We start from the raw sequence: 23,963 nt of genomic DNA on the forward strand, positions 1-23,963 counted from the left end.
CGAGAGACTCCGCTTAACATTAATTCGATGCATTAACTATCAGCTGATAACTGACTTACAAAAGGAGAATTATCATGGCTTACATCACCGGTTTGACCAAGAGCAAAAAAGAATGGACCCCCGAATTCATCGTCGCCATCGACGACGAGACCTGCATCGGCTGTGGCCGCTGTTACAAGGTCTGCGCACACGACGTGCTGAGCTTCGAGGAACTGGACGAGGACGATTCGGCGAAGATGTTCATGAAAGTGGAGAATCCCGGCAACTGTATCGGCTGCGGGGCCTGCGGCAGGACCTGCTCCAAGAAGTGCTTCAGCTTTGCGCCGGTAGAGGCGTAAGAAACGTTTCCCCCCCTCCCTTGACGGGAGGGGGGACTTTCACGGAGGTGAAACATGTTATTCGCCGTTGCATCCAGGGATGGGAAGGAGATAAACCAGCACTTCGGCCACGTCGAGCGCTTCCTCATTTACCAGGTGGAGGACGATGGCGTTACCTTTTTGGAAGAGCGTCCTGTCGAGAAATACTGCCGCTTCGATCCGGAGCATCCGTTACGCGCCCACACGCTCAAGGACACCGCGGACGCACTCAAGGGATGCCGTGCGGTGGTCTGCTCCATGATAGGCGAGGCTCCCAAGATGGAACTCGAGCGCCTGGGCGTGGAACCGTACGTCGTGGAAGGCGAAATAGAACCTATCCTGAGGGATCTAGCGCGAGTGCTGTAAAAGCGTTCTTTCTCATCCTCAACCTTAACCTCAACCTGCCTTAGTCTCTCAGTTGGTGATTCAATGGAGAATTCATTCAACCACTGCAACCTTCCCCCGTGGGTCATCGCCTCCCGTCATTTCAACGACAACCCGCAGCCCTTGGAAATCCAGGGGGTGCGCGCAGTGAATCGCTTCCTGTTCGACAAACTGGACGGCATCACGTCACATGAGGAGCGTGCTGCTGTCTTCAACGACTACATGTCGGTGAAATTCCAGTTGCACCAGTGGCAGCAGGAGACGGCGACAGCACGCAAGAGCCTGAAAAACAGCTACCTGCGTTTCCTCAGGGGATGGATGATGGACTCCAACTCCGTGGAGGGCGCGGTTCTGAAAGGATGGGTGGAGAGCAGGATGGGGCTGGCTCCGACTTTCCACAACGTGCGCATCGCAGGAATACACGATGAGAATTACCTGCAGTACGCCGTGGACCGCACCAAGGGGAGCGCGCGCACTTCCGCGATCAATTCCCAACTCGACCTGCTCTACGAGTACTCGCAGTACGAGCTTGCCAAGAGATATCCGGACCGCCGGCACCTCACCCTGTACCGCGGCACATTTGACCGCTCCGAGTACGATGTTCTCGAGCCCCTATCAAAGCGTGAAGAGATCGTCCGCCTCAACAACCTCAACTCCTTCACGACGGACGAGGAACGCGCCTGGGAGTTCGGCTTCATCGTGTGGCAGGTGCAGGTCCCCCTGGCTAAGGTATTCTTCTACAGCGAATTGCTTCCCAACTCGATATTGAAGGGGGAGGGGGAATGCCTCGTGATCGGCGGCGAGTACCGCGTCAAGCGGCTGATGTGCACTGTTTAGTTGAAGCTCAATGCTTGAAAATTTATCACTTGCGATCGAGAACTCATGATTTGCGATCAACAACTCATCAGTTGCCGGGTCCACAACTTGTCAACCGCGGTTCACGTCTTATAAATCCCGGTTCACGGCTTATCAATCGCGGTTCACGTCTAATAAATCGTGGTTCACGTCTAATAAATCGTGGTTCACGTCTAATAAATCGTGGTTCACGTCTAATAAATCGTGGTTCACGTCTAATAAATCGTGGTTCACGTCTAATAAATCCGGGTTCACGTCTAATAAATCCGGGTTCACGTCTAATAAATCCGGGTTCACGTCTAATAAGTCCGGGTTCACGTCTAATAAATCCTGGTTCACGTCTTATAAATCCCGGTTTACGGCTAATAAATCCTGGTTTACGGCTAATAAATCATGGTTTACGGCTAATAAATCCTGGTTTACGTCTTATCAATCGCGGTTCACGGCTTATCAATCGGGATCAACGACTTATCGGCCGCGACCAATAAGTTATCCATCGGGTTCAACAAGTTGTCAACTGCGATCGACATCTCACCGCCGGCTACAACCTCTGCACAAGCGGCGACAGCCGCATCAACTGCTCGGCCAGGTCTGATATCTCGGCGACCAAATCCTTTGCCAGTTTCTTCCTCCATCTGGACGGAATTCCCTCTTCTCCATAATAAGCTCCGGCGAGGGCGCCTGCTACGGCGCCGGTCGTGTCGGCGTCCCCCCCCTGGTTGACGGTGTCGATGACGCAACCTTCGAAAGAGCGCGACCGGAAGAAACAGTGGAAGACTGTCTGCATGGTGTCCACCACGTAGCCTGTAGCCAACCCCTTGTATGGATCAAAAGCAAAGGAGGGATGCAGGGAAATGAGTTGGTCCGCCTCCCTGCGCAGTTGCAGCATGGAGCGCCCCGTAAGCGCCAGGTGCAACAGCCGACCCAGGTATATGGAGGCGGAATCGGAGTAGGGGTGGTTGTGGGTAAGATGGGCCTGCTCGAGGGTGAGACGGTCCAGTAAAAGATCATTGCCGACGGTGCAGAGGGCGACGGGCAGTGTCCGCATAGCCGCACCGTTGCCGCCATCCCACTCGTTGGGAGGAGTTTCCAGGATACCGCGCAGCATGTAATTCCTGATGCCGCGCCGGCAGGTGTCACCGACATCGATGGGCTTGGACTTGAGCCAGCCAGCAAGATTATCGGCTGCCGCCTGCAGGTTCCATCCTCCTTCCTTTACGATGGCCCGCGCAAGGCAAAGAGACATCTCGGTATCGTCGGTCACCTGTCCTGGCTTCAATCGGAGCCAACCGCCTCCCACCATCTCTTTCAGGACTCCGTATTTGTCCTTTATCTCCCCACGCGTCATGAACTCAACGGGAGCCCCAAGCGCGTCGCCGACCGCAAGCCCGATGAAGGCACCCCGAGCGCGGCTGATGACATCGCTATGTAAGAAATGGCCGCTCATGGCCGAAACTCTGCAATAACCAATCCGCCGGCACCCACAGCCGGCACCAGCGGAGAGAACAAGTCCAGGCGCAGGTTTCATCGCTATCCGCATAGCGGGAAAAGAGGAGCTTGCTACCACAGCGCCATCAGCAATGCACAAAATTTAGTCTGATGGTGGCATTCGTAAGCAGAACAACAGCAAGAAAAATTGAAAACAAGAGCACCGGAACGTACTGGCATACACCATCCGCACAAGGAATTCGGCCGGCAAGACAGAAGCTCCGATGTCCTGGGGCGATTCCGGGTAACGTGCTCTTTCTGCAAGGGTTACCGGCGATTCGTTTTCGGCTCACTTGGCTTATGCTTCGTCGGTTTCTGATGAGAGGGAGAAATTGTAGACGGAACCGGAGCCGGAAGCTGGCACGCTAAATGCTCATAAGAGGTCAAAGGTACAACGTTGTATCTGACAGTGACGGCAACGATGCCCGGCGGATAGAGATATCCGACCGGGCATTTTCGTTTTCAGGACCGCCTGAAAGAATCAAGGAGGATGACATGGCAACCTCGTGCGAAAAGATGAAGAAGATTCAGGGACATCCCTGCTTCGGCGGCAACCACCACAAAAACGGAAGGATGCACCTGGCTGTGGCCCCCAAGTGCAACATCAAGTGCGGGTACTGCACCAGGCGCCACGATTGTGCCAACGAGTCCCGCCCCGGCGTGACCAGCCGCCTGCTTTCGCCCGAGGAGGCGATCGTACGGGTGCGCGAGGTGATGGCTAGCCCGGTGACCGGCCCCATCATCAAGGTCATCGGCATCGCGGGACCCGGCGATCCTCTGTTCAACGAGGAGACGTTCGAGACCTTCCGCCTGGTGGACCGCGAGTTCCCCGACCTGATCAAGTGCATGAGCACCAACGGTCTCCTTCTGCCCGACAAGATGCCGGTCCTGAAGGCGCTTGGATTGCACAGCCTCACCGTCACCCTCAACACGCTGGACCCGGAAATCGGCGGAAGGATCTACTCCTATGTGCACTACCATGGCACGACCTACAGCGGGAAGGAGGCCGGAGAGATCCTGGTGCGCAACCAGCTCGAAGGAATCCGCCAGGCCGCGGAGCTGGGCATGACCATCAAGATAAACACGGTCCTGATCCCGGGGGTCAACGACGGGCAGATCCCGCTCATCTCCCAGAAAGTCAAAGAACTCGGTGCATTCGTGATGAACATCATGCCGCTGATCCCGCAGGCGGATTTCGCTCACATTCAGCCGCCTTCCGCTGAGCGCCTGGACGAGCTGCGCCGGGACAACGAGAAGACCATCGGGCAGTTCAAGCACTGCAAGCAGTGCCGCGCCGACGCTGTAGGACTTATCGGCGAGAATCTGCAACTGGCAGTGACAACGGCGGGCTGATCATGCCTGGCCCGTTTCTAAGCTCCGATATCGATCCGTTTCTCACGCTGGCAACGACGGAGGGATGGATCTGCGGGAAATGGGAGATGGAGTTCCTGTTGAACGCCTTCCCGCAGGGATGTCTGGTCAAGCGCGTCGAGAGCCGGGCGCTGGGCTACATCACCTCGCTGCGCCACGACAAAAGCGGCTGGATTGGGAACCTCCTGGTGGCACCCGACGCGCGCAGGGGCGGCATCGGGACGGAACTGATGCAGGGAGCGTTACAGGCGTTACTCGACGCCGGCGTCGAAACCGTTTGGCTGACCGCCTCTGCCAAAGGGGTGGATCTCTACAGGAAACTGGGCTTCATCGCTATAGACAGCATCAACCGCTGGGTGGGGGAGGGGGGAGGAACCCTCGGCTGGTCTCCCTTGAATCCTTGCGATCCCGAGATGATCCGGCACGTGGATCGCGTCGGTTGGGGAGACCGCCGCGATGCGCTGTTGGCCGTAACCGGCAACCGTGGACAGATCATCTGCGGCAACAATTCATTCGTCTGCATCCAGCATTGGGAGCAGGGGACACAGCTCGGCCCTTGGGGTGCACTTCACGAGGAGCATGCTGAGCCGTTGCTAGAAGTGGCCGTGGCCGCGGCGGGACCAGCCGTGTTTCTCGACGTCCCGGCAGGCAACCTCGCAGCTGCGGTATTGCTGACTCGCAAAGGCTTTTCAATCAGGGGCAGCAACACCCTTATGTACCTTGGCGCCAAGCCTAACTACTCGCCGCACAATGTGTTTGCACTGGCAAGCATGGGTAGCATGGGTTGATTACAAGATAAGTCGGTAAAACAGTAACCCAGCAAATGCATAAGTCGGTAAGTATGGTTTGCATAGAAAGCTGACAAGGAGGGGCGCATGTTAGTCGTCGCCTGCATCAAGCAGGTTCCGGACACGACGCAGGTACAGATCGATCCGGTAACCAACACTCTCATCAGGGACGGCATACCGTTCATCATCAATCCGTATGACAGTCACGCTCTGGAAGAGAGTCTGCGTCTTAAGGACAGCCATGGTTTCAAGGCGGTGGCCCTGTCTATGGGACCGCCCAATGCCGAGGCCACGCTCAGGAAGGCGTTGGCGTTGGGTGCCGATCGGAGCATTCTCCTTTCCGACCGCGTCTTTGGCGGCGCCGACACGCTCTCAACCAGCAACGTGATCGCTGCCGCCATCCGAAAGTTGGGCGAACAGGAAGAGGTGGGCATTGTTTTTTGCGGCAAGCAGACCATAGACGGCGACACCGCACAGGTCGGCCCCGGTATTGCCGTTCGCTTGGGGTACTCCCAGCTGACCCTGGTGGACCGGATCGAAAAGATCGACATGGTACAGAAAACCATCGTGGTGCGCCGCAAGTTGGAGGGGCGTTACGAGGTCGTCGAAGCGCGGCTGCCTGCCATGATCACCGTAGTGCGTGAACTGAACCGGCCGCGCTACCCGACCGTCCCCATGCGGCTTTCCTCCGCCAAGGCCCAGGTCGAATGCTGGAGCAACGAACAGTTGCAGCTGGACGTGAACAGCGTGGGGCTGAAAGGATCACCGACATGGGTGAGCCGCATTTTCTCCCCGGAACGCCAGGAAGGCGAGATCATCGGCGACGGCATGACCGACCCCGTGGGAGCGGCCAACCTGCTGCTCGACCGGCTGATCGACGGTGACATGTTGGCGGTTTAAGCGATTCTTGTCCGCCCAGTCTGACACGTCGGACCTGTCCGACGATATTCCCCAAAAGCAGGTGCCCCATGACTGAACCTGTAAAACAAAAGAAACCGCGCGGCAAGGCGCGAGTGATTTCCGGCAAGTGCATCGCCTGCGGCGCACGATGCCAAAGCGTCTGCCCCGTAAACGGCGTGGAGATGAGTGAGCAGGGTGAGCCGATCATCGAGGCGGCAAAGTGCATCGGCTGCGTGAAGTGCGTCAAGGCCTGCCCGGCAGGCGCGCTGGAGATGTTCTACACGCCGGAAGAGCTCGCCATCATCGCCAGTTTCGAAAAGCACGGCGGCGAAGATGTGGACGAGGAAGAACTGGAGCGGCGCCGCAGAATCGCGGCCTACAAGGGGGTCTGGGTCTTCATCGAGCAGAACGAAGGCGAGGCGGCCAAGGTTTCCTGGGAATTGACCGGGGTAGGTCGCGAGCTTGCCGACCAGCTCGGGGTGCCTCTTTCGGCGGTGGTGATCGGCTCCGGCGTGGAGCACCTTGCCGACCTCGCCTTCAGCTACGGGGCGGACCAGGCATACCTGGTCAACGACCCGGTTTTCCGCCAGTACCGAACCGAACCGTTTCTGGCAGCCATGTGCCACCTGATCGATAAACACAAGCCCGAAGTGGTGCTGATGGGGGCAACAGGCATGGGGCGGGACTTGGCCGGGGCCGTCGCGACCCGCGTAAAGACCGGGCTCACCGCGGACTGCACGGGCCTTGGCATCGACGCGAAAGGAAACCTCATGCAGACCCGTCCGGCCTTCGGCGGCAACATCATGGCGACCATCATGTGTGACCGGTTCCGGCCGCAGATGGCGACGGTGCGCCCGCACGTGATGCCGATGCCGCAGCAGACAAACGGCAGAACCGGCTCTGTCATCCACGAAAGCTGTCCCATCTCCGAGTCGTCCATCTTCACACGCGTACTGGAGGTGATCACCGAGAAGGGCGCCAAGGACAAGGTCGACGTGGCCGGGGCGGAGTTCATCGTCTCCGGCGGCCGCGGGCTGATGGCCAAGGAGAACTTCGCCATGTTGGAGGAGTTGGCCGAGGAACTGGGCGGCGTGGTCGGCGGGTCGCGCAGCGCCGTGGATGCCGGGTGGCTGCCCCAGGACCGGCAGGTAGGTCAGACGGGAAAGACAGTACGTCCCAAGATCTACATCGCCTGCGGCATCTCCGGCGCGATTCAGCACCTGGTAGGGATGCAGGATTCCGACGTCATCGTTGCCATCAATCGCGATCCCGAGGCGCCCATTTTCGAGGTGGCAACCTTTGGCATCGTTGGGGACCTGTTCCAGGTGGTGCCGGCGCTCACCGCCCGGGTAAGGGAGATGAAGCAAAGGACAGCTGCCTGAAAACCTTAAAGCAGTTACGCAAAGGACGCCGAGTGTCCGCTGAGGGACAAAGAATAATCTTGTAAGGTGTCTGGCGTTCTTTGCGCATGCTTCGTGTTCTTTGCGTAACTGCTTTTAGTCAAGACTTTATGGAGCACCTATGGAACACACACTATTTTTTGTAATCCTAAGCCTGTCTTTCTCGGCTTTTGCCTTCAGCTGTTACCGCAGACTGGCGCTGGTTGCTGTCGGCCGGAACGAGTACCGCTTTGACCGCCCCCTGGACCGTCTACGTGAGATGCTGGTCTACGCGATCGGCCAGAAGAGGGTGGTCAGCCGCCCCTTCGGCCTGAACCACGGCATCATCTTCTGGGCATTCCTGGTGCTGGCCCTGGCCAACCTGGAGTTCCTGGTCTCGGGAATCTTCCCGACAGTCTCTTTCGCTTTGCTCCCGCCCCCCCTACACGGTGCGCTGCTGCTCCTGTTCGACGTCTGTTCTATGGCAACGCTGGTAGCGGTAACCATAGCTGCGGTGCGCCGCACGGTGAACCCGCCCTTTGAGGGCGCCCGCACCTTCGAGGCCTACCTCATCCTGACCATGATCGCGACTCTGATGCTCGCCTACTTCGGACTGAACGGCGTGCGCATCGCTCAGGGGATAGTGCCCGCAACGAACACCACCCCGGTGTCGGATCTTGTCGCACGCCTGATCATGGCCACTCCTGCCGCCGGCGCCCTGGAACAGGCCGGCAGCGTCTTCTGGTGGCTCCATGCCGTGGTTCTTCTTGGATTCATGAACTTTCTCCCCTACAGCAAACACATGCACATACTTACCGCCATACCCAATATCTTTCTGCGCAGTATGGAGAAGTGCAATACGCAGGAGCGTGAGGAGTTCCTGGAAGGAAACAGCTTCGGGGCCGCAACGGTCGAACGGCTGACCTGGAAGGATCTGCTAGATTCCTTTTCCTGTACCGAGTGCGGCAGATGCCAGCAGTCCTGCCCGGCGTCGAGCACCGGCAAGGCGCTCAATCCTCGCAGCGTCATCCACGCCATCAAGGAGAACCTGCTGCAAAACGGCGCTGTCATCGAAAAACTCTCCGGCGACAGCGAGGCGGAACGCTGCATCTCTCTCATCGGCAAGGCCAAAGCGGGAAGTACCAAGGAGGCGGCGCTCTGGAGCTGCACCTCGTGCGGCGCCTGCATGGAGGCCTGCCCGGTCTTCATCGAACACCTCCCCAAGATCGTCAAGATGCGCCGGCACCTGGTGCAGATGGAAGCGAGCTTCCCCGAGGAGCTGCTCAGCCTCTTCGAGAACATGGAGCAGCGTTCCAATCCGTGGGGCATGGCCCCGTCGGAGCGGAGCAAGTGGAGCTCACAGCTGGACCTGCGCCCGTTTGTGGCGGGGGAGACGGAGTACCTGCTCTTCATCGGCTGCTCCGGTGCCTTCGATGCACGCAACAAGCAGGTCTCGGTGGCGCTGACCCGGGTGCTCGATGCGGCAGGGGTCTCCTACGGTGTCTTGGGCAAGGAAGAGAAGTGCTGCGGGGATAGCGTGCGGCGGCTGGGTAACGAGTACCTGTTCGACCAGATGGCGAAGGAGACCGTCCGGCAGTTCATAGCAAAGGGGGTGACCAAGGTGATCACCCAGTGCCCACACTGCTTCACGACGCTGAAGAACGACTACCGCCAGTACGGACTGGAACTGGAAGTGTTGCACCATAGCGAGCTGATCGAGCGGCTTTTTCAGGAAGAAAAGCTGATCCCCGAAGGGAAGGCCGAGCTTGGCAGGGTGGTGTTCCATGACTCCTGCTACCTCGGCAGGCACAATGATGTCTACCAGGCGCCTCGCGACGTGCTTAGGACAGCTACGGGGCATGAGGTACTGGAAATGGGGCGCAACCGGGCGAACGCCTTCTGCTGCGGCGCGGGGGGAGGGCGCATGTGGCTCGAGGAGCACGAAGGGACCCCCATCAACCGCAACCGGGTTCAGGAGGCACTGGCGCAGCAACCGGAAACCATCTGCGTCAGCTGTCCCTTCTGCATGACCATGTTCGAGGACGGCATCAAGGAAGTGGCCGGGAACACCACCCAGGTCAAGGACATCGCGGAAGTGGTAGCGCTCTCCCTGCAACCGGTCCCTTTTCCTCCATCCATTTCATAAGGGAGTAGGCCTGTTCCTCGTTCATGTGGAGGGTCGAGTAGAGGTATTCAGCGTCGGTCTCAGGATGCACCAGCTTCCTGATGTCCGCGTACTCCGGGGAGTTGAGCACCCGTACGATGCAGGGATGCAGAGTCGCTGCAGGGATGCCGTAAACCTGGCTGGTGAAAAGGCTCACCCTGGTCGGCCTGGGATAGACGCGGGATTCTTCCCGCACCGTGCCCACGATGGTGCTGCAGGCGTCGGAGACGGCGGAACGAACCAGCAGTGCCGCATATTTCTCCGTGATGTGCGCGTTGCAGTAGAGGTAGAGCTCGCCGCTGAAGGCGGAGACCGTCTTGATGTCCCTGTACTGCACCTGGGTCTGCATCTCGTTGAGAAGCGAACAGATTTTTACCGGCTTGATGTCCGGGAGAAGCGCGAACATGGCGTTGAGCGGCGTCAGGGCCGTGATCACCCGGGAGTCCCTGCGGATTTTTTCGGCCATGGCGTACTTCACTTCCTCCAGCTTCGCCTTGGCGGCCGCATCTTCGCTGCTCATGTAATCCTGGGAGTAGAGGAAAAGCTGTCCGGAAGGGGTTACCAGGGTGCGTATGTCACTGGCGATGGCACCCGTTGAGATCGCCTCAAGTACTCCATGTTGGAGGTCACCCGGCAATCCTTTGGCGAGGACGGTCACGATGCGGGATGAGGTCAACGCTCCGTACCTTTTCGAGTTGCGCCTGACATTGTGAATCAGCTTTGTCTTGACCTCTGTGATCTGCTCGGTCATGCCGGTCAAATGGAAGGTCTCAGCTGCGGCTCTTTGGCTGTGGTCGGAGTGGAATCCCTGATGCATTGTCAGTGGTACCTCGCACGGTGAGCATTAAAACATATTCATCGCCATTATAATAAACGACATTCGCACCGTGTAAACAGTACCCTGTATTTTTTTTCACCACCTCCGCAATTGCCTGTCTCCTTAGGTTTATACGCCATCGATATTCCCAACATTAACGCTACACCACTCTTGACATTAATCTCGCCTAATATATATTTGTACCCTCTAAAGTCTGGACATTCTGACCAAGGAGGTCGGCATGGAATATTCAGGGTTTATGCTCGTGTTGGGGGGCGTGTTGCCTTGCCTTGGGGTGGGGCTGTTCTGCTACCTGTTGAGACTGCTCCTCGAGTTCAAAGCCGAGAACTGCAGCACCGACGAACCGCATTATGTGCGTGAGATAAACAGAAAGTTGAACCTCAACGATGTTGAGACCGAGCGGGATCTTTACTGACATAGCCAACACTGTTGCGCCAGCCCGCTTCCTCCTGCTAAACTGCCGCGAAATCAACCGCCTCCGTGCGGGTTTTTCCGGTGGTATCCATGCATCTCCTCACATTCGTCTTCTTCATCCTTGTATCGGCCACCCCGGCATTGGCCGGCCCGATCGAGGACTGCCGGGAGTTCGCCACCTATGGCGTTCCGGGGCAAAGCGGTGATCTGCTGTGCCGTAAGGGTTTCCTGCTAAGCCATGATTCGCAAAAGAAGACGCCGCTTTGGGTCGTCGAGAGGATGACCAGGGAGCGGCTGCAGGCAAAGCTTAAGCGGGCCAACAACTTCCGCCCCGATGCCGAGCTTCCCAAGGGGCAGCGCGCGGAGCTTTCCGACTACCGGGGATCGGGCTATGATCGCGGTCACATGGCACCGGCGGCGGACATGGCGTGGGACGAGCAGGCGATGTCGGAGAGCTTCTACCTCTCCAACATGGTGCCGCAGGCGGGCGAGGGGATGAACCGCGGCATCTGGGCCGAGCTCGAGGGGAAGGTGCGCAAATGGGTGGAGAAACGGGGGGAACTCTTCATCTACAGCGGCCCGATCTATCCCAAGGGCGCGGTGAAAACCATCGGGCGCAACCAGGTGGCGGTGCCGGCCGCACTGTACAAGGTGATCCTCGATCCGGCCCGGCACGAGGCGCTCGCGCTGATCATGCCGAACCAGGCGCTGGAGAGCGATGACATGCCGAAGTACCTGGTGCCGGTGCGCGAGGTGGAACGGCAGACCGGCCTTGATTTCTTTTCGACACTCCCCAAGGACGAGCAGGACCGGATCGAGACACCGGTTCCGCCTGCACTCTGGCAATAAGTTGAACTAACGCTTGAGAGTCGTCCCGATAAACTCCGCCGCGTCCCTCTTGAGCTGAACCAGCGCATCCCCCTCCAAGTACATCATGTGGCCGGAGCGGTACCGTTTGACGGAGATGTTTCGGCGCAGCCCCGCAGCCAGGCCGAGGTGTGCCAGGGTATAGTCGGTGGCGAAATGCGGCGTGGCCAGGTCGAACAGCCCCGAGGCGACCATGACCTTCAGATAGGGGTTCTTGACCATGGCGTTACGCAGGTTTTCCCCGGTATCGGCATAGCTGTTCTTGGCCTCCCAATCCCAGCGGCCGGTGCCGCCTCCCAGCACGTAATACTCAAGATCCGACTGGTAGCCCAGTTCCTCCCGCAGATAAGCGTTGACGGTGCTGGTGAAGGGGGGACGGATGTTGGCAACGGTAGCATCGAACCCCAGCTGTCTACCGGGCTCCGCATTTTCCGCGTTGAACCTGCTGTCCATCAAGCCCACCATGCGCCCCTCGCCGCGCAGCAACTCCCTGGCGAAATCACGGTTATCAACCCGCAAGTTCCTGTTCTGTACCAGCTCGACACTGAGCCCGGTGAATCCCGCCAACTTTTCGGCAACGGACTTTCGCTCCGTCGCGGTCAGTCGATCACCCTTGTTGAGCGCCCAGAGATAGTCGGATGCCGCCCACTGTTCAGCCTGGGCCAAGGTCCGGTCCAGGTCGGCCTGCAACTCCGGTGCGAGTTTGCCATGGTACCAGGCGGTCGCCGTGTAACTCGGCAGGAAAAGCTGGTAGGGAAGGTCGTTACCGTAATCGAAGGACACGGTCTGCAGGTTGAGGATGCTGGAAACGAGGATCAGTCCGTTCAGCGCCACACCGTGCTCGACCAGGTGCTCAGCCAGCCCTGCCGACCGGAAAGTGCCGTAGCTTTCGCCGACCAGGAAGACGGGGGCGTCCCAGAGCCCGTTGCGGGTAAGGTAGAGCCTGACGAAACGATCCAGCGAGTCGATGTCGCCTTGGACGGCCGCGAATTTCTTGGTGAGGTCGGGCTTGGCGGCACGGCTGTATCCGGTGCCGACGGGGTCCACGAAGACAAGATCGGCGACGTCGAGCAAACTCGATGCGTTGTCGACCAGGTGGAAAGGAGGTGCCGGCATGCTGCCGTCGGGGAGCATCTGCACGCGCCTGGGTCCCAGTGCCCCGAGGTGCAGCCAGACGGAGGCGGCACCGGGACCGCCGTTGAAGACGAAGAGCACGGGGCGGGTTTTGGGCGAAGCGGGTTGCACAACGCGGTAGGAGACGTAGAAGATGTCGGCTTCGGTCTCACCGGTGTCGGTGAGCACCGGCAGTGTGCCGGCGCAGGCCTGATATGAAATCTCCTTGCCGCCGATCTGCGCCTTGTGATCGGTTACCACGGCTCGCGACGTTGTCGGTAGCTTTGTCTGCTTCTCCTGCTTCTCCTGCTGCTCCACGCTTTGCGGCTTGCTCTCTGGTACTGGAGGCGCGGCAGACGCAGGTGGGTGGGCTAAGGCAAGGAGCAATGCCGGAACGATCAACAATGGCTTATACAAGGGACACCCTCCTGGATGAAAGAACAAGATATGACATTGGATACTATCCGATGGTGTAAGCGAGGTCAATTATTGAGGAGGGCAAATAAAAAAAGCACCCTGCGTGGTGCGCAAGGTGCTTTGGCGATGCCGTGTCGCAGTTCTGTTAGTAAGCGACGTAGGGACCGGTGCCGAGCCCGGAGCTTTCACCTTCGATACCGAAGGCTACGCTGCGTCCCATGAAGAAGGGGAGCCCCCAGTCGAACCCGAAGCCGGACGGTCCGCCGATGTCGCTGAAGACCCGGTTGGAGCTGCTCACGAGGGTGTTGAAATTGGAGACCTGGAAACTGACCGTGGACCTTGGTGTGCCGCCTAGGCCGACGTTGGTCGCCAGCAATGACCTGGTAACCGGGGGGCAGTACCAATCGGTATTGGGCGCGGGACACACCGGGAGCACGCTGGGATCGGCGTTGGGGAAGAACAGGCCGTTGGAGCCGGTATCGACGAACCCGTTGGTGGGAACGCCGTTGAAGACGGTGGTGAAATCCCCGGCCGAGTCGGTCCTGAGCACCACCGGCCCCGAAAGGATGTTGTTGGTGCTGGTACCGATCCCGAGAATCACCGATCCTTCCACCGACGGCACGCCCCCCACGGGCACTGCCGGCAGGCTCACGATCAAGCCGTTGTGATCTGTCGGCAACGCAGCAACCGGGTTCTGCACCTGGTCAGCCAGCGGGACCGAGGCGCCGACACAGGTAGTGCCGTTGCAGCTGTAATACACACCGTTGTCGGCAGTAATGGTGCAGCCGAGCCCGCAATCCTCCTTGAGGACACCGATCCCGAGGATACCGGCGAAACCTGAGGAGACCGGGGTGGGGTCTGCGTTGGAACAGGTATTGGGAAGCGAGCCGAAGCTGGAGTTGATCACCTGGATCGGTACGGAGACGTACGGTTCGTTGCCCAGTTTGACCATGGCCGTCCTGATCGGCCCCCAAAGGGAGCTGCCGTCGGCGAACTGAACGCATCCGGTCAGCGAACCTGCACCGCTGGCAACAGGCGGCAGGGTCAGGTTCGGGATCGCCTGCTGGAAGACCCGCAAGCCGTAACTGCCGGTGTCCAGGAGGATGTCGTTCACCGTCTGGCAGACGGAAAGGTCGGGGTTGCAGATGGTGACGCTGACGCAGGCCTTGTTGAGGTAGCTTCCCCCGGAACAGAGGGAGCCGTTGACCGACATCGGCATCACGTTGGCGGCAGGGGACGATGTCGACGTCGTGGTCAGGTTGGTCGATCCGGCAACGGCGCCCAGCGTGGCGGTCACGGTCGTTATCCCCACCGAGACCGCGGTGGCCACCCCCTTGGTCCCGGTCGCGTTACTTATGGTCACCACCCCGGCAGCTGAGGAGGTCCAGGAAACCAGGCCGGTGATGTCCCGGGTACTGTTGTCGGAATAGGTTCCGGTTGCGGTGAACTGCCCGGTGGTGCCGACGGCTAAGGTCGAATTGACCGGAGCGACCGATATCGAGGTGAGGGTAGGGCCTTTTTTGCCGCCACCGCCGCACCCGGACAGGGCGACCAGCACCGCTACCATGATCGTGACGACCAGCAGCTTAACGGATCTCATCGAGGCTCACTCCTTCGGGCAGGAGTTCGGAAAGGTAGGCCCGCCCTTGCAGGTTGCGCATATGTCCCCAGGTTTCCACCACCAGCCGCCGCGTGGTCAATTTGAGACCTCGGCGCCCCGGCTGACGCGGTGTGCCGGCAAGCGCCTTGCGGTAGTCGTCGTGATAGTTGCCGAGCAGCACCTGTAAATCGGGGTGCACCAGCCCGTTCCAGGCTACCGCGAAGACCACGCCGGAAGGATTGACGTATTCCCGCACCGTGGTGGCCGTAATTCCTGATGCGATCGACTCGACGCGATACCTGGCGGTGTTGGTCGATTTCAGGAACTTGCCGGAAAAGGCGTTGGTGTCCCGGACAATGGTCTGGGCCGGTTCGCCCAGGGTCGCGTGCGCCAGGTCATAGCTCAAAGAGATGACCAGCGCCATGCAAAGCGAGATACGGCAGATTGGTAGCATCATCGTTGTCCCCTGTACCGCTCGGAATTTGGGTGTCCAAGAAACAAGGTGACATTCTACCAACAATTCTTTTCTTGTCTTAGCAAACGTTAATTTTTATCGACAACCGGAACAAGGTGGGCGGAGGCAGGCAAAAGAATACGCCGCCTCGGTATCCCGAGGCGGCGTACGGTAAACGCGGAATATGTGGTGGGGACAGGCCGTGCGGCTATTTCTTCCCTTTCTTGGAGAGCTCGGCAGCAACTTCCTCGCTGATGTCTTTGGGCTTCACCTTTTCATCGGCAAAGAGTACCCCTTTTTCCTCGACCACCAGCAGGTAGCCGTTGGCCTTGGCGTAGTCGGCAGCAGCCTTCTTGATGATGCCACCTATCTCATTGGTCAGCTTCTCCTGCAGCTTGTTTACCTCAAGCTCACTGGCGCGGGCCAGCTTCTGGTAATCCTCGACCTTCTTCTGGAACTCGGCGGCCTTGGCTGCGCGCTCTTTCTGGGTCATGGTGGGCAGCTTCGCCTCGATGGCGGCCTTTTGCTTCTCGAGCTGCTTGGTGCGGGCGTCGAGTTTGGCGCGCAGCTGTTCCGACTTCTTCTTCAGCGACTCGGTGGCCGCCTTCCCCTCGGGAGATTCCGATGCGACCTTGGACATGTCGATAAACGCGATTTTGACCGATGCCGCGTTCGCTTCGTCCTTGGCGGGAACAGCGGGGGCAACCGCAGCGGCCGGTGCCGGTGCGGGAGCGGGTGCTGCAACCGGAGCTGCTACGGGAGCTGCAACCGGAGCGGTCTCAGCGGCAAAGCCGTTGGCGGCGACGAAAGAGGTGAGTGCGGAACCGATGAGTAGTGTCACGAACCTGTTCATATGATCGTCCTTTGCTTGAGTAGTGGTGACTGCGACTGGAGAGCATAAAGCCTTTGTTACGCTTTGGCAATTAAAAGAAATGTGGTGTCGGGTATCGGAGACCTCCTCGGGGGCGGCAAAGTATCGGCAAAACGTACCTATAAAGGCTGTTGACTCGTATACGCCTCGCTGCTACCATGCCACCACTCAAGAGGAGCGCCCCATGACCGATATACTACAGAAACTGCAGACAGCGACACCCGATGACCCGACAATGGCAGAGCTGTTGCGCGAGGCTTTGCAGGAGATCCGCGAACTGAGAAAGCAAAGGGACGCCCTGGAAGAGATCATGATCGTGCTGTCCCGCACCGAGCTTCCCTGGGACGAGGAGGGGAAGCCGACCGAGGGCCTGCCGCACTTCAAGGAACGCTACCTGAACGCGGTCCACGAGGCAGCCGGACTGCTCGGTCTGGAGCTGCGCAGCACCATCACCAGGACCGAACCGAGAACCTAATTCCAGCGTTGTCCTGCTCTCCCCCTCCCTTGACGGGAGGGGGCAGGGGGGTGGGTGCCCCTGCCATGACCGCCGATGTGGCACCTACCCCCACCCCCTAACCCCCTCCCGCGAGGGGAGGGGGGACTTTAACCGGACAATCTTGCCTGATTCCACCCTTTACACCAAATACTGGAGCATACATGCCTACCAACATGATGGAATGGGGATTCGTTGTCGTTTTCTTTCTGCTGCCCGGCACCATCGGCGCTTGGGTCGCCTACACCAAGGGGCGCAACCCGCTGCTGTGGTTTGTGCTGAACGGCCTTTTCGCCCCCACGGTGATGATCACCCTCTTTCAGCGCCCGCTTCGGCCGATGCAGGGGCACTACCGGCAGTGCCCGAAGTGCAGCGAGTTCAGCAAGTGGCGCGAGCAGGCCTGCCGTTTCTGCGGCACCGCGCTTAGCTGAGCCGGGTCATGTTCTTCCGCAAGCAGCCTGATTTCGGCCAACTTCTGCGCGAACTGGGGACATTCAGCCGCAGGGACGTAACCCAGGGGCTGAAACTGGCCACATACAAGAAAGCGGCCCAGACGCTGCTGAAAAAGGATGCCGTCTCCGCGCACGTCCTGCTCGGACTGGTTGCCTGCCTGGAGCACGACATCGCTTCGATGCACGCCCAGTACCTCCAGGCCATCGAGCTTTCCGACTCCCATCTCTCCCTGATGTACTATGCCCTCGCCCTCGAAAAATCCTGTCTTTGGAACGATGCCGCAAAGTATGCCCTGCTTGCCCTGGACCGTGCGCCCCAGGAACCGAAACTGCTGAACGCCGCCATCGGCATCGCGCCGTTGACGGGAAGGTTTTCCCTGTTGAAGAAACTGCTGTCCCAGTGGCAGGAGAGTCACGAGGGGGTGCGCCACCCGCGCCAGGACGATTACGAGGCCGTGACCGACGCGCTGACACGCCAGGGGCTGGCGGAGCAGGACCTGAAATCCGTTCTGGCAGCCGTAGGCACCGCCTTCTCGGAGACCGATGCCATCGTGCTGCAGTGCCGCTATGAAGTTGTTCGCGGCAAGGATTCCGCCTTCATCCATTACCGTTTCGTGCTCCCGGACAGCCTGGTCGCCACCTACTACGAGGACCGGGTTTCCGAAAAACTCTCCGCCACCGCCTGCCATCCGCGCATCTTCGACGCGTTTTCCTTCTCGGTCGAGAACGGCACCCTGTATGAGCTCTACGACTGCATGGAGCGGGAGTTAGCCTTCAGCGCCGATACCATCAAGGTGCCGGATCCCGACAAGATGAAACTGATCGAGGAACTGATCCGGGACGTGGAGGTCTGAGATGGTGAGCAACGAGTCGCGCATCCGCTTTCACGCCGCGTTCGAACAGGTGCTGGACGAACTGATCGCCGTGGTGGCCAAGGAAAAGGAGAGGAATCCGCAGACCTATAAGACCTCACCGCAGGCGAAACTGCTGGCGCGGGTGTACCGGGCCATCAAGGACGAGATACCCGCAGACCCGCAGCACGCCTCGTACTACCAGGGGGAGGCCGAGGGGCACGCCTACCGGCAGTGGCGCCGGGCCAAGCCGACCAAGGAGCACCGCCTCTTCTTCAAGTGGGACAAGGAGACCAACGCCATCATCTACGCTTGGCTGAACAGCGAGGTGAGCCTGGTGAAATACAGAAGCCACATGGAGGCGTATCGGGCGTTCAGGGTGAAAAGCAAGGGTTGATGGGAATTATGGGAGGGATGGGATATGGGACTTATGGGAGCCCGGTAGGGTCCACCGCTTCCACAGAGCTATGGGCCGTAACGTCCCCCGCCCCCGGAGGGGGAGGGACGGGGAGGGGGCTGCAAGTCAGCAGTTGCTTGGTATGTCCCCCCTCCCAACCTCCCCCCTCCAGGGGGAGGAGTTCAGTGCCAAGGCTGCGCAATAACCGGAGGGGACCGGCAGGTCTACGAGGCGCCAGCGACCAAGCTCGGCGGGCTCCGCACCGTGCCCCAGAAGGGCCGCCGGTTCCCCCGGCCGCAGCGACACGTCGAACCCGGTGGATGGTTGGGAGAAACCGCTGCCGGTCGCCTTCATATAAGCTTCCTTCCTGGTCCAGCAGCGGTAGAACGCTTCCAGTTGCTGCCGCGGGTCCAACCCGAACAACTCTTCACGTTCCCGCACAGAAAAATAGCGCTCCGCCATGGGGCGAAACGCCAGCTCCTGCCGTATCTCTTCGAGGTCGACTCCTATCTCCGCACCGTAACACGCTGCTATCAACAATTGACCGCCGGAATGGGAAACGTTGAAGCGCAGCCCTTCGGCCGCCTGCCCAGCGACCAGGGACGGCTTCCCGAACTCGCCTTCCGCAAACACGAGCCGTCCGGGTTCCTCACCGACAAGATCCGCCAGAATCTCCCGCACCAAGCCGCGCCCGACCAGGAACAGTTCCCGCTTTTCAGGATCGAGCAGCCTCGCCCCGCGCCGCAGTTCGTCTTGGCTTAAGAAGCCGATAAGGCGTTCCTTGTCGTGCTCCGGGCGCTGCAGCGGTTCGAGGCGGTACTGCGCGCGCACCGGCTCCAGTCCGGGGACCGGTATCAAGCTCCCGCCTCGAACGATGCGCGCAGAAGCTTCAGCCCCTCCTGCGTCGAGATGCGGGGGGTATAGCCGAGGTCCCTGCGGGCAGCGGAGATATCGAACCAGTGGGACGTGGCCAGTTCCTTGGCGACGAAGCGGGTCATGGGAGGCTCGCCGGAAAGCCTGAGCGTCTTCCAGGCGACCTCGCAGGCGACGCCGGCGGCATAAGCGACTCCGGCCGGAATGGTGCGGGTGACCGGCGGGACACCGGCCGCCTCCAGGATCGCGTTCACCATATCCCACAGCGCGATGGGCTCGCCGTTGGAGATGAAGTACGCCTTCCCGGCGAGCGGGGCGTCGGCGGTGAGGCGGTCCGCCGCGTTCAGGTGCGCCTCGGCGGCATTCTCCACGTACACGGTGTCGACCAGACAGGTGCGCGTGCCGATGCGCCTCAAGGCGCCGGCGCGTCCCTTGGTGACGATGCGCGGCACCAGGTGGTTGTCGCCCGGTCCCCAGATCAGGTGGGGACGCAACGATACGGTGGACAGGGTGCGCGAGTTGGCGGCAAGGAGCGCCTGCTCCGCGAGCGCCTTGGTGTGCGGGTAATGCGCCTCGAAATGGGTGGGGTAGGGGAGGGACTCGTCGCCCCCCTCGACGTCGGACCCGTCGAAGACGACGCTGGGCGAGCCGGTGTGAACCAGGCGCCGGATGCCTAAGATGCGGCAGGCGGCGATCACGTTCTCGGTGCCGACGACGTTGGCCAGGTAGTACTCCTGGAAGTCACCCCAAATGCCGGCCTTGGCTGCGACATGGAAGATAATGTCGCACCCCTTCGCCGCATCGACCACGGCGTTAAGGTTGGAAAGGTCGCCGCGACGCTGCTCCACGCCCAGTGCTGCCAGCTCCGGGTACTCGCCACGCGAGAAACTGACCACCTCGTCGCCGCGGGTGCGCAACTGCCTGACGATGGCCGAGCCGAGAAAACCTCCACCTCCGGTGACTAGCGCGCGCATTTAAGGGTCTCCGCGGCCCAGACCGCCAGCTTCTCCCTGAAGATCTTGGCGTTGTGCCGGATATCCACCGGGAAGGCGGGGTGGAACAGGATGGTTTCGATGGAGCGGGTGTGGATATGCTCTTCTGCCAGCGTTTTCAGCTCCGTGCGCACCTGCTCCTGGTCGACCTTGACGTTCTTCTCCAGTTCGATGCAGATCACCGGAGTGAGGGCGCCCGGCTCGCCAACGCCCACCAGGGCGCTGCGGAACACGGCGGGATGCGTGTTGAAGACGGCCTCGCACGGGATGGTGTAGAGCGGGCCGCCCTCGGTCTCGACGCGATGGGACTTGCGGCCGCAGAACCAGACGCGACCATCTTCGTCCCTGCCGCCCAGATCGCCCATGCGGTGAAAGAAGGAACCGGTGGCCGGATCGATGATCTTGGAGAGGTGGTCCGATTCCGGACGGTTGTAGTAACCGCGGGTCACCTGCTCTCCCTGCACCACGATCTCGCCGATCTTTCCCGTTGGGACGCGCAATTCGTCATCCCAGCCATAGATGGGGTTGTCGGTGATCTGGATGATCTCCAGACGGATCCCTTCGACCGGGCGCCCCACGCAGACCCCGCCACCTGCGTCAGTGATCTTGCGGGTTTCCTCAAGGATCTCGGTGCTGCCGATGGAACAGACCGGGAGCGCCTCGGTAGCGCCGTAGGGGGTGAACACCTGCACGCCCGGATTGAGAAGGCTCGTGAAACGCTCCAAAACGGAGGCCGGGACCGGCGCACCGGCGGAGATGGCGCGGCGCAGGGTCGGGAGTTTGATGCCGTGCTCGACGCCGTAGCGTCCCACCCGGTTGATGAGGGCGGGGGAACCGAACATGGTGGTCACGCCGTATTCGTTGATAGGCCCCACGATCTTGCGCGGATCGACCGAACCGGGGCGGGTGAAGTCCATCTCCGGGATCACCGCGGTCATGCCGAGCGCCGGGGCGAACAGGGCGAAAAGCGGGAAGGTGGGGAGATCGATCTCGCCCGGTTCGATGCCGTAGACCTCTTTAAGCGCCTTGACCTGCGCGGAAAAGTTCCCGTGGCTGTAGATCGCCCCCTTGGGGATGCCGGTGCTGCCGCTGGTAAAGAGGATCGCCGCGACGTCGTCCTTCTGGGTCGGAGCGAGCGTGAAGGGGGAATCGTCCTGCTGCTCGGCGATGATCTTCGCGAGCGTGGTCCCCTCCCAGAACAGGCGCGGTCCGACGGTGACACAGGTGCGGATGGTTTCTTTCCCCCAGCCAAAGAGCTTGCGCGCTATGTGCGCCTTGGGGATGCCGATGAAGGCGTGCGGTTCCGCCTCGGAGAAACACTGCTTCAGGTTCTTGATCCCGAGCCCCGGGTCGATGAGTACCGGCACCGCACCCACCTTGAACAGGGCGAAGGTGAGGGCGAAGAACTCCGGGCTCGGCGTCACCATGAGCACAGTGCGTACGCCGCTGCAGATGCCGTTGGCGATCAACCCGCGCGCGATCTTATCGCTCAGGCCGTTCAGCTCGGAGAAGGTGAGGCTCCGCTTCCCCCTGGGGAAGATGATCGCCCTGGTGTCCGGCTGGCGCCTAGCCATCTCGGGCAGGTGCGCAGCTATGTTGACGAATTGGGTCTCGGACATGGGTCAGGCCGTCTCCCGGGTCTCGGTCTGCTGCATAAATTGGACGATGAGCGGCACCACTTCCTCTTTCATGTCTTCCAGCACGTAGTGGCCGGCGTCGGGGTAGCTTTTCACCTGTGCCTTGGGGAAGCGGCGCTGCCATTCGGCGAGGAAGGTGGTGTCGAACACAAAGTCGAGCTCGCCCCAGAAGATGGCCATGGGGAGGTCGCGGAAGCGATCCAGCCCGTCGGCGATCTCGCTCACCAGCTCGTAGCCGCGGTCGCCGGGCGCCAGCGGGATGTCCTGCACGAAGCGCAGCGTGGCGATGCGGTTCTGCCAGGAGTCGTAGGGGGCGCGGTAGGCCTGCATCAGCTCCTGCGACATCGGGTTCTTCTTGCAGCCGACGATTGAGGCGCCGACGCTGAAGGCATTGAAACCGCGCACCAAAAGGGTTCCCAGCAGCGTGTCGCGGCAGATCTTCAACCCCAGCGGGAAGGTCTTCTCCTTGGGAAGGTGGAAGGCCGCGGTATTGAGGACCACGATGCGGCCGATGCGCTCGGGGTGGCGGCTCGCGTACCCCATGCCGATCATCCCGCCCCAGTCGTGCACCACCAGGGTGATCTTCCCCTGCAGATCGAGGGAATCGATGAGGCGCTCCAGATCGTCGATGCGGCGGGAGAGGGTGTAGTCGTAGTGGTCGTCGCCGGGCTTGTCGGAGAAGCCGCAGCCGATGTGATCCGGCACGATGCAGCGGTAGTTGTCGCGCAGCGCCAGCACCAGGTTTCGGTAGTAGATAGACCAGGACGGGTTGCCGTGCACCATGACCACCGGCGCGCCGGTCCCTTCGTCCAGGTAGTGGTACGAAAGGCCGTCGAGGTCGAGGGTGCGGCCGGTGAAGGGATAGTAGTTTTTCACGGCGTCTCTCACCAGTCCACTCCCAGCATCAGACAGTTGAGCCCGCTCCCGATGCCCAGCAGGGCCACCCGGTCGCCGGCGGAAAGGATGTCGCGCTCGTCCGCCAGCGCGGCGGTCAGCGGCAGGGAAACGGTCCCCATGTTCCCCAGGAACTCGTAGCTGGTGAAGTCCTTGTGCAGGGGGATGCCCAGCGTCTTCAGGATGGCGCTCTGGTGCGCGCTCCCGACCTGGTGACACACCACGCGGTCCACGTCGGTTTCCCTCCAGCCCACTTCGGGGAGGAATTCGTCCCAGGTGCGTCGACCCAGTTCCACGCCGAAGTTCATGACGCTCACCGCGTCGGTGCTCATGGACTGCTCGTACCCGCCCTTGCCGTCGGGGGTGATGCCCCACAGGCACAGGCCATGGTGTTCCGGCGCAGCCTGGGTGATGCCGCCGCGCAGCCGCCTGCGGCCGGACTTGGAGAAGGAGCCGTCGGTGAGGAGCACCGCAACCGCGCCCGAGCCGCCGGTGAGGGTGGCCAGCGAACTGGCGAAGTTCTCCATGCTGCGGTCCTCCAGCATCTTCGCGATCATGACGTCGTTGATGTCGCGCGCGCTCTCGCAGGAGACCACCAGGCCGGCGCGGATCTGTCCGAGCTCGATGCGGTTGGCCACCTCCAGGATGCCGTTGAGGACTCCCAGGCAGGCGTTGGAGAGGTCGAAGATGGCCGCGTTGCCGGAAACACCGAGGCCCGCGGCGACGCGGCAGGCGGTGGCCGGTTCGAAGCGTTCCCGGCAGACGCCGGTGTAGAGCAGGGCGCCGATCTCGTTGGGGGAGATGCCGGCGGACGCCAGCGCCTTCTTGCCGGCCGCGATGGCGCCCTTGGAGAGCTGGAAGCCGGGTTCCCACCAGCGGCGTTCGCGGATTCCGGTCAGCGCCTGGAGTTGACCGGGCGTGAAGTGCAGCGTCTTGTAAAGCGGCTCCAGCCGCGCCTCGAGCTCATCCGAGGTGACCACCACCGGAGCGAGCTCGTAACCGAAAGATTCGATATATACCTTGGAATACTTCATCAATCACCTTAAGAAACGGAAGCTGGAAAACTTAAAAGCGGAAAGCGTGACCACAGAGGACACGGAGGTCCACAGAGGACA

The 23,963-nt window shown here is 60.7% G+C and carries 26 protein-coding genes; 14 read left to right on the top strand and 12 right to left on the bottom strand.

The features are described from left to right. The first annotated feature begins 74 nt into the window (after positions 1-74). From fdxB to KP004_RS09400, 3 genes are all read left to right on the top strand, one after another. Positions 75-338, top strand: coding sequence for a ferredoxin III, nif-specific (fdxB, locus tag KP004_RS09390; protein WP_216802053.1), 264 nt, complete (start codon positions 75-77; stop codon positions 336-338). 54 nt (positions 339-392) lie between these two features. Then, positions 393-722: a NifB/NifX family molybdenum-iron cluster-binding protein gene (locus tag KP004_RS09395; protein ID WP_216802054.1), complete on the top strand. Its 330-nt coding sequence runs from the start codon at positions 393-395 to the stop codon at positions 720-722. A 63-nt stretch (positions 723-785) separates the two neighbouring features. After that, complete coding sequence (locus tag KP004_RS09400; RefSeq protein WP_216802055.1) at positions 786-1,577, top strand: NAD(+)--dinitrogen-reductase ADP-D-ribosyltransferase; 792 nt, start codon at positions 786-788, stop codon at positions 1,575-1,577. Positions 1,578-1,709: 132 nt separating this feature from the next. Here KP004_RS09400 and KP004_RS09405 read toward each other — a convergent pair whose 3' ends face one another. Both KP004_RS09405 and draG read right to left on the bottom strand, forming a co-directional pair. Further along, entirely contained in the window at positions 1,710-1,934 is a 225-nt protein-coding gene (locus KP004_RS09405) for a hypothetical protein (RefSeq protein WP_216802056.1), read from the bottom strand. A gap of 202 nt (positions 1,935-2,136) precedes the next feature. Next, positions 2,137-3,042 (bottom strand): ADP-ribosyl-[dinitrogen reductase] hydrolase, encoded by a 906-nt coding sequence (draG, locus tag KP004_RS09410; RefSeq protein WP_216802057.1) that lies wholly within the window; start codon positions 3,040-3,042, stop codon positions 2,137-2,139. Positions 3,043-3,578: 536 nt separating this feature from the next. Here draG and KP004_RS09415 point away from each other — a divergent pair. The 5 genes from KP004_RS09415 (at position 3,579) to KP004_RS09435 (ending at position 9,667) form a co-directional block, all read left to right on the top strand. Beyond that, complete coding sequence (locus KP004_RS09415) at positions 3,579-4,436, top strand: radical SAM protein (protein WP_216802058.1); 858 nt, start codon at positions 3,579-3,581, stop codon at positions 4,434-4,436. A 2-nt stretch (positions 4,437-4,438) separates the two neighbouring features. Then, positions 4,439-5,242, top strand: a complete 804-nt coding sequence (locus KP004_RS09420) for a GNAT family N-acetyltransferase (RefSeq protein WP_216802059.1) — start codon at positions 4,439-4,441, stop codon at positions 5,240-5,242. A gap of 87 nt (positions 5,243-5,329) precedes the next feature. Next, complete coding sequence (locus tag KP004_RS09425) at positions 5,330-6,142, top strand: electron transfer flavoprotein subunit beta/FixA family protein (protein ID WP_216802060.1); 813 nt, start codon at positions 5,330-5,332, stop codon at positions 6,140-6,142. A 68-nt stretch (positions 6,143-6,210) separates the two neighbouring features. Continuing rightward, a complete protein-coding gene (locus tag KP004_RS09430) occupies positions 6,211-7,524 on the top strand; it encodes an electron transfer flavoprotein subunit alpha (RefSeq protein ID WP_216802061.1) in 1,314 nt (437 codons plus the stop codon). A 139-nt stretch (positions 7,525-7,663) separates the two neighbouring features. After that, complete coding sequence (locus KP004_RS09435) at positions 7,664-9,667, top strand: (Fe-S)-binding protein (RefSeq protein WP_216802062.1); 2,004 nt, start codon at positions 7,664-7,666, stop codon at positions 9,665-9,667. Here the strand turns inward: KP004_RS09435 and KP004_RS09440 are convergent. Next, a complete protein-coding gene (locus tag KP004_RS09440; RefSeq protein ID WP_216802063.1) occupies positions 9,600-10,436 on the bottom strand; it encodes a YdhW C-terminal domain-containing protein in 837 nt (278 codons plus the stop codon). The genes KP004_RS09435 and KP004_RS09440 overlap by 68 nt on opposite strands. Positions 10,437-10,743: 307 nt before the next feature. On the opposite strand from KP004_RS09440, the gene KP004_RS09445 reads away from it, so the two are divergent. Both KP004_RS09445 and KP004_RS09450 read left to right on the top strand, forming a co-directional pair. Next, the gene (locus KP004_RS09445; RefSeq protein WP_216802064.1) at positions 10,744-10,938 is read left to right on the top strand and encodes a hypothetical protein; all 195 of its coding nucleotides are present in this window, start codon (positions 10,744-10,746) and stop codon (positions 10,936-10,938) included. Between the two features lie 89 nt (positions 10,939-11,027). Then, positions 11,028-11,786, top strand: a complete 759-nt coding sequence (locus KP004_RS09450) for a DNA/RNA non-specific endonuclease (RefSeq protein ID WP_216802065.1) — start codon at positions 11,028-11,030, stop codon at positions 11,784-11,786. 6 nt (positions 11,787-11,792) lie between these two features. On the opposite strand, the gene KP004_RS09455 is transcribed toward KP004_RS09450, so the two are convergent. The 4 genes from KP004_RS09455 to KP004_RS09470 all read right to left on the bottom strand — a co-directional run bounded on the left by KP004_RS09455 (position 11,793) and on the right by KP004_RS09470 (position 16,241). Beyond that, positions 11,793-13,178, bottom strand: coding sequence for a S10 family peptidase (locus KP004_RS09455; protein WP_239027011.1), 1,386 nt, complete (start codon positions 13,176-13,178; stop codon positions 11,793-11,795). A gap of 301 nt (positions 13,179-13,479) precedes the next feature. After that, the gene (locus KP004_RS09460; protein WP_216802067.1) at positions 13,480-14,934 is read right to left on the bottom strand and encodes a DUF3443 family protein; all 1,455 of its coding nucleotides are present in this window, start codon (positions 14,932-14,934) and stop codon (positions 13,480-13,482) included. Beyond that, entirely contained in the window at positions 14,921-15,391 is a 471-nt protein-coding gene (locus tag KP004_RS09465; protein WP_239027012.1) for a DUF2844 domain-containing protein, read from the bottom strand. The genes KP004_RS09460 and KP004_RS09465 overlap by 14 nt, the downstream gene beginning before the upstream one ends. A 205-nt stretch (positions 15,392-15,596) precedes the next feature. Next, positions 15,597-16,241, bottom strand: a complete 645-nt coding sequence (locus KP004_RS09470) for an OmpH/Skp family outer membrane protein (RefSeq protein WP_216802068.1) — start codon at positions 16,239-16,241, stop codon at positions 15,597-15,599. A gap of 202 nt (positions 16,242-16,443) precedes the next feature. Between KP004_RS09470 and KP004_RS09475 the strand changes: the two genes are divergently transcribed. The 4 genes from KP004_RS09475 (at position 16,444) to KP004_RS09490 (ending at position 18,452) form a co-directional block, all read left to right on the top strand. Then, the gene (locus KP004_RS09475; RefSeq protein ID WP_216802069.1) at positions 16,444-16,734 is read left to right on the top strand and encodes a hypothetical protein; all 291 of its coding nucleotides are present in this window, start codon (positions 16,444-16,446) and stop codon (positions 16,732-16,734) included. 182 nt (positions 16,735-16,916) lie between these two features. Next, a complete protein-coding gene (locus tag KP004_RS09480) occupies positions 16,917-17,183 on the top strand; it encodes a hypothetical protein (protein ID WP_216802070.1) in 267 nt (88 codons plus the stop codon). Positions 17,184-17,191: 8 nt separating this feature from the next. Continuing rightward, positions 17,192-18,058, top strand: coding sequence for a hypothetical protein (locus KP004_RS09485; RefSeq protein ID WP_216802071.1), 867 nt, complete (start codon positions 17,192-17,194; stop codon positions 18,056-18,058). Between the two features lies 1 nt (position 18,059). Beyond that, positions 18,060-18,452, top strand: coding sequence for a type II toxin-antitoxin system YhaV family toxin (locus KP004_RS09490; protein WP_216802072.1), 393 nt, complete (start codon positions 18,060-18,062; stop codon positions 18,450-18,452). A gap of 126 nt (positions 18,453-18,578) precedes the next feature. On the opposite strand, the gene KP004_RS09495 is transcribed toward KP004_RS09490, so the two are convergent. From KP004_RS09495 to KP004_RS09515, 5 genes are read right to left on the bottom strand one after another with little or no spacing between them, the layout of a single operon-like run. Next, on the bottom strand, positions 18,579-19,310 hold the full coding sequence (locus KP004_RS09495; protein ID WP_216802073.1) for a 4'-phosphopantetheinyl transferase family protein: 732 nt from the start codon (positions 19,308-19,310) through the stop codon (positions 18,579-18,581). Continuing rightward, complete coding sequence (locus KP004_RS09500) at positions 19,307-20,299, bottom strand: NAD-dependent epimerase/dehydratase family protein (protein ID WP_216802074.1); 993 nt, start codon at positions 20,297-20,299, stop codon at positions 19,307-19,309. Before KP004_RS09500 ends, KP004_RS09495 begins: the two co-directional genes overlap by 4 nt. After that, on the bottom strand, positions 20,287-21,936 hold the full coding sequence (locus KP004_RS09505) for a fatty acid CoA ligase family protein (protein WP_216802075.1): 1,650 nt from the start codon (positions 21,934-21,936) through the stop codon (positions 20,287-20,289). Before KP004_RS09505 ends, KP004_RS09500 begins: the two co-directional genes overlap by 13 nt. Before the next feature lie 3 nt (positions 21,937-21,939). After that, positions 21,940-22,842: an alpha/beta fold hydrolase gene (locus tag KP004_RS09510; protein WP_216802076.1), complete on the bottom strand. Its 903-nt coding sequence runs from the start codon at positions 22,840-22,842 to the stop codon at positions 21,940-21,942. Then, entirely contained in the window at positions 22,839-23,882 is a 1,044-nt protein-coding gene (locus tag KP004_RS09515; RefSeq protein WP_216802077.1) for a 3-oxoacyl-ACP synthase III, read from the bottom strand. The genes KP004_RS09510 and KP004_RS09515 overlap by 4 nt, the downstream gene beginning before the upstream one ends. Between the last annotated feature and the right edge of the window lie 81 nt (positions 23,883-23,963).

The sequence above is a fragment of the Geomonas oryzisoli genome (genome assembly GCF_018986915.1).
GTDB classification, from domain to species: domain Bacteria; phylum Desulfobacterota; class Desulfuromonadia; order Geobacterales; family Geobacteraceae; genus Geomonas; species Geomonas oryzisoli.

Coding starts and splice junctions, on each gene's coding strand:
- fdxB (WP_216802053.1), top strand. CDS start 75: ATGGCTTACATCACCGGTTTGACCAAGAGCAAAAAAGAATGGACCCCC.
- KP004_RS09395 (WP_216802054.1), top strand. CDS start 393: ATGTTATTCGCCGTTGCATCCAGGGATGGGAAGGAGATAAACCAGCAC.
- KP004_RS09400 (WP_216802055.1), top strand. CDS start 786: ATGGAGAATTCATTCAACCACTGCAACCTTCCCCCGTGGGTCATCGCC.
- draG (WP_216802057.1), bottom strand. CDS start 3,042: ATGAGCGGCCATTTCTTACATAGCGATGTCATCAGCCGCGCTCGGGGT.
- KP004_RS09415 (WP_216802058.1), top strand. CDS start 3,579: ATGGCAACCTCGTGCGAAAAGATGAAGAAGATTCAGGGACATCCCTGC.
- KP004_RS09420 (WP_216802059.1), top strand. CDS start 4,439: ATGCCTGGCCCGTTTCTAAGCTCCGATATCGATCCGTTTCTCACGCTG.
- KP004_RS09425 (WP_216802060.1), top strand. CDS start 5,330: ATGTTAGTCGTCGCCTGCATCAAGCAGGTTCCGGACACGACGCAGGTA.
- KP004_RS09430 (WP_216802061.1), top strand. CDS start 6,211: ATGACTGAACCTGTAAAACAAAAGAAACCGCGCGGCAAGGCGCGAGTG.
- KP004_RS09435 (WP_216802062.1), top strand. CDS start 7,664: ATGGAACACACACTATTTTTTGTAATCCTAAGCCTGTCTTTCTCGGCT.
- KP004_RS09440 (WP_216802063.1), bottom strand. CDS start 10,436: ATGACCGAGCAGATCACAGAGGTCAAGACAAAGCTGATTCACAATGTC.
- KP004_RS09445 (WP_216802064.1), top strand. CDS start 10,744: ATGGAATATTCAGGGTTTATGCTCGTGTTGGGGGGCGTGTTGCCTTGC.
- KP004_RS09450 (WP_216802065.1), top strand. CDS start 11,028: ATGCATCTCCTCACATTCGTCTTCTTCATCCTTGTATCGGCCACCCCG.
- KP004_RS09460 (WP_216802067.1), bottom strand. CDS start 14,934: ATGAGATCCGTTAAGCTGCTGGTCGTCACGATCATGGTAGCGGTGCTG.
- KP004_RS09465 (WP_239027012.1), bottom strand. CDS start 15,391: ATGATGCTACCAATCTGCCGTATCTCGCTTTGCATGGCGCTGGTCATC.
- KP004_RS09470 (WP_216802068.1), bottom strand. CDS start 16,241: ATGAACAGGTTCGTGACACTACTCATCGGTTCCGCACTCACCTCTTTC.
- KP004_RS09475 (WP_216802069.1), top strand. CDS start 16,444: ATGACCGATATACTACAGAAACTGCAGACAGCGACACCCGATGACCCG.
- KP004_RS09480 (WP_216802070.1), top strand. CDS start 16,917: ATGCCTACCAACATGATGGAATGGGGATTCGTTGTCGTTTTCTTTCTG.
- KP004_RS09485 (WP_216802071.1), top strand. CDS start 17,192: ATGTTCTTCCGCAAGCAGCCTGATTTCGGCCAACTTCTGCGCGAACTG.
- KP004_RS09490 (WP_216802072.1), top strand. CDS start 18,060: ATGGTGAGCAACGAGTCGCGCATCCGCTTTCACGCCGCGTTCGAACAG.
- KP004_RS09500 (WP_216802074.1), bottom strand. CDS start 20,299: ATGCGCGCGCTAGTCACCGGAGGTGGAGGTTTTCTCGGCTCGGCCATC.
- KP004_RS09505 (WP_216802075.1), bottom strand. CDS start 21,936: ATGTCCGAGACCCAATTCGTCAACATAGCTGCGCACCTGCCCGAGATG.
- KP004_RS09515 (WP_216802077.1), bottom strand. CDS start 23,882: ATGAAGTATTCCAAGGTATATATCGAATCTTTCGGTTACGAGCTCGCT.